Consider the following 3,941-nt stretch of genomic DNA (forward strand, 5'->3'; position numbering starts at 1 on the left):
TTAAATTATAGTGTTGCGGAATTAAGGATGAATCAAAGGTCGGAAACAAGTTCCTCCTTATTCTTGGACACAGCGCACGGAGAAACCGTACGCCCGATTGCTGCCGTCCGCAGGATTCACGTTGCCACTGCTGAAGTACAAGTTGTAACCGCCTTTCTCGCTGTTCGGCGATGCACTCCAATAGTTGCCGTAGCTGCCCACGTTGCTCACGCTACCGTCGTCGCCGTAGCGACAACCAGCAGCAGGGAACCAATTGCCGTTATAGGTACGACCAGAATTTGTTGCATCCCAAGTGAATGTCGTGGTTGAGAAGTTGCTGTATTCTGCCTTGGTTGGCAATCTCCATCCCTCTGGGCAAGGGTCAAAGAAAGTTTTTCCGTCACTCTCTGAAATGTCGTTCCAGTTCTTTGATGTGTAGTTGTTAGGCGAAGCCCAATCTTTGTTACCACTACCATAGGTATAGAATGTTGCAGGAGTTTGTACAGCTTTGGCAAATGTCACCTTACCTGTAGCAATGGTAGCACCAGTACTTTTTGATGTACCATTAATGTCATAAATCTCTGTTGAGCCAACGAATGGGTCTTTTCTTCCGAACTGATAGTACAAACCACGTGTTTTCGCACCATCGGTTGCAGTCGCAGACTCTGCACCAAGGTTTCTGTCCATGAAACCTGCTACAAGCTGTGGCTCGTCGGTAAGCCACAAGTGCCAACTCCAGAGGTAATCGCTCTCGCCCTTCTTCTTGATACCTACAACAACGTTGCCTTTTACGTTGGCAGCAGCCTTTACGTAAAGTGGAGTAGTTCCTTTTCCTTCGAAAGTGTCACCACTCTTAACAACACCTGATTTGCTGCAAAAATTGATGGCACGTGAAGGGATGTCCTGCCAGATAACCTCGGCAGTCCATTCTGTTCCTGCCACGATAGGGGTAGTCTGGTCACCTACTGCTGAAGACCAGAAAGCATTAATCTTGTCGGCAATGTTAATGCCATAGGCCTTTGTTGACGTTGGGTCGATAATTAGTGAGTTGGCTACACTGGGACGAGTAGGGACAACACCTGAAGGATCGAGGTCTTCTGCAACCTCATCCCATGGGGTGACATCGACATTGAGGTTGATGGCTGTTCCGGAAATTACTTGTTTTCCGTCCTTGTCCTGACCTGCACCAGAAGTGAAGTCGAGGGTGTAGGCGTAACGCTTGCCCATCTCCCAGTTGGTATCAATACCTACATACACCCAGTCATCCTTCTGAATATAACCGCCCTGCAAGGTAATCTTTACCTTTACGGCGATATATGCCTTATCGGAGGCCTTTGTCGCCTTTGACAACTGCTGTGGAAGAATCATAAATGGTACATTGGTCGCATCCAATGTTGAGACATCGCTTCCAAGTGTCACCGGGGTTGTCCAAGTTGTTGTGTAGTCTGTGACGTCGGAAACATCACTCGAAAGTGTCCAAGAGGCTGCTGCGTCTGAGGTGGAAGGGAATGTGAAAGTACCCTTCTTGATGACATTGCCAATCTTCACACCTGTTACATCTACGGTGTAGGTAGTGTTCTCGTTCTTTGCTGCAATGGTCACCTCGGATAATGCGTGCTGGAAATCAATATCTATACCTGTCGTTCCATTGGCTTTGTTGTTGCCTGTTGATTTTGCATACACGAAATCCTTCTGGTCGGCAGCTGCGGTGTTTGGAACGAAGTCGGTGAGTGTCTGGGCATCTTTGTCCAACTTGAAGGTTCCTGCCTGTCCTGGCTGCTCTGGTGCATACGCATAGAAGTGTAAGTTGCCCTCCACTGGCCAGTAGAATGTACCAGCGTCGGTGTTCCATACGCTACCATCGGTAGAGGTGTATTTCACATCTTTCATGTAGTTGGTCTCACCATCTTGGAATGCGTTCATGGTGAATGAACCAAGGTTGGTGATGGTGGTCTCTACTGCACGAGATTTTACTTCTTTACCTTTTGCTGCCGCAAAAGTAGAAATAGGCTGACCGCCTAATTCAACGTTAGGATTAATCGTGTTTTGGGAGAACTTGGCTGTCTGCAAGTCATCCTGTGAGCACGATGTAGCCAATACCAAAGAGACTAAGGCTACGCAAAACATACTTTTTTTGAACATAATTTAAATTTTTGAATGAATAATACTTATATCTTGCTTATGAATATTACATAACGATTGGTATCTCTATGATGTTCCAGTCGCTAACGCCTGGGGTAAAACCGCTATTGCCGCCTATCTTGGTTGGCACAGGGAGTTTGTCCAGAACGATTTCTACCTCATAAGGGTTGGGGGCTTCCTTGATTTGCTTGGTAACATCATAGATGTAGCACCACTTTGTGCCATCCTTCAACATGGTATATATAACCAAATAGTTGGCAGCATCCTCTGATGGGCTGTTCCCATAGCATCGAAGCTGTCCTTCCAAAGTGCTTTCGTTTGTTGTGCCTACCGCAAAGGGAACGGTGACCTTTGCCTCTGTCTTTTCTCCAGTGGAAAGGTTGATGCCGCCTGCAAGGCCTGAGATGGAACCTGCTATGGAGGATGAGAGGTTTTGCTGGTTAGCGATGTTAATTATCTTCAACCTATATGTGCAAAATCTTCGCTTTGGACTAAGCGTTATCTTGCATGTGTCGCCTCGGTCGTTCTCTTCCAGTGATATGAGAATGTCTTTCTCCGAAGCACTGGAATAGATGCTGTCGGCTTCCATCGACATTCTTTCTCCCTCGGTTCCCTTTGCTCTTCGTAAAAGACTGGCTGATATTCCGATTCTATCTATAGTCCCGGCATCCTTGGAACTTGCCTCAATGCTGTTTGTTCTGATATTGTTGCGGAAACTGGTGTTCCTAGCATCGGAATTGAATCCCAATGCCGTGTAGCTTACGCCAACTAGGGCTTGGGCTATGCCGCCGTTCTTTCCGATGAACTCCCTTTTGAGAGTCCTTTCGCCTTCTTCCCTTGGGAAAAGGTAAAAGCACATGGATGCAGGATTGGCATTTGGGTGTTGTTCCCAATCGAAAGTGACTTTTACATTGGAGGCATGGTTGTGGTCATAGCATAGCTCTTTCTGCTCGCAACTGCTGAGTAGCCAGACTCCTATGGTCAGGAAGAATAGGTACCACATCGCCGTTCTTACTTTCATGATGATTTTAAAAGGATTGATATTCGTCATTTCATGCCTCCTTTCTCCGTTCTATAGTTCTTGCCTATCTGGAATGCTAGGGTGATGTCTGCTTTCACAGGACCGAAATATCTCCTGTTCCTGGTCTCTTGCCATACATAGTGGGTATCTATCGGGTCATACACCTTGTATGTTCCTCCAAAATAACCTAAGGCCATGCCCAAGTCCAAGCTAACCCTTGGACTGATGGGAAATGTGTAGCCGTATTCAGCTCCTATCGTATAGGAGAAATCTGACATGTTGCCTCGTTTTCCGAACTCCACATCATACATTCCCATCTGACTCACAGCTCCAAGATGATGGCCTGTGAGATGGCTTTTTAATGCTTGGCTTCCAAAATACTTTCTTATATCTATTTCTCCTCCATAACTGCGCCAGTATCTATGGCATGGATTGGTCTTCCACCAGGTGTACCAATAGCCTAGCCCTGCCGACCAGTTCCTTCCCAAGTGCATTTCTGCTGAAATGTTGGGAACGACAAATGCGTCATACAATAGATTGGTCTTCAATTTCCAAAGGATGGGATTCTTAGAATTTGCTTTTGCATGGCATGTGTCCACACTTCGCTTTCCTATGAAATGGATGTCTTGCGCCGCAATCCTGCTTGTGTATGGAAATGCCAACAAGAGGAGGAATAGTATTTTTCTCATTTTACGTTACTTTATTTTAAGGAGACTCCTTCTTTAATGGGATTCTACCTATGATTTCAAAATTCGGGTGCAAAGGAACTGCTTTTTTGCAATATAGGGGCGAAAATCAC

General features: G+C 46.1%; 3 protein-coding genes. All 3 read right to left on the reverse strand.

Going from position 1 to position 3,941, the window contains the following annotated elements:
• Positions 1 to 57: 57 nt before the first annotated feature.
• Genes DW657_RS16725 through DW657_RS16735 form a run of 3 tightly spaced genes read right to left on the reverse strand, consistent with a single transcriptional unit; the run spans position 58 to position 3,741 of the window.
• On the reverse strand, positions 58 to 2,121 hold the full coding sequence (locus DW657_RS16725; protein WP_118313492.1) for a fimbrillin family protein: 2,064 nt from the start codon (positions 2,119 to 2,121) through the stop codon (positions 58 to 60).
• Between the two features lie 46 nt (positions 2,122 to 2,167).
• Entirely contained in the window at positions 2,168 to 3,172 is a 1,005-nt protein-coding gene (locus DW657_RS16730) for a DUF5119 domain-containing protein (RefSeq protein ID WP_118313493.1), read from the reverse strand.
• Positions 3,169 to 3,741: a DUF3575 domain-containing protein gene (locus tag DW657_RS16735; protein WP_233547203.1), complete on the reverse strand. Its 573-nt coding sequence runs from the start codon at positions 3,739 to 3,741 to the stop codon at positions 3,169 to 3,171. Before DW657_RS16735 ends, DW657_RS16730 begins: the two co-directional genes overlap by 4 nt.
• Positions 3,742 to 3,941: the final 200 nt, after the last annotated feature.

Origin of the sequence: Prevotella sp. AM23-5 (assembly GCF_003473645.1) — a bacterium.
GTDB classification, from domain to species: Bacteria; Bacteroidota; Bacteroidia; order Bacteroidales; family Bacteroidaceae; genus Prevotella; species Prevotella copri_A.

Bases quoted from the DNA above. Each gene is read 5' to 3' on its own strand.
- DW657_RS16725 (WP_118313492.1), bottom strand. From the start codon at position 2,121: ATGTTCAAAAAAAGTATGTTTTGCGTAGCCTTAGTCTCTTTGGTATTG.
- DW657_RS16730 (WP_118313493.1), bottom strand. From the start codon at position 3,172: ATGACGAATATCAATCCTTTTAAAATCATCATGAAAGTAAGAACGGCG.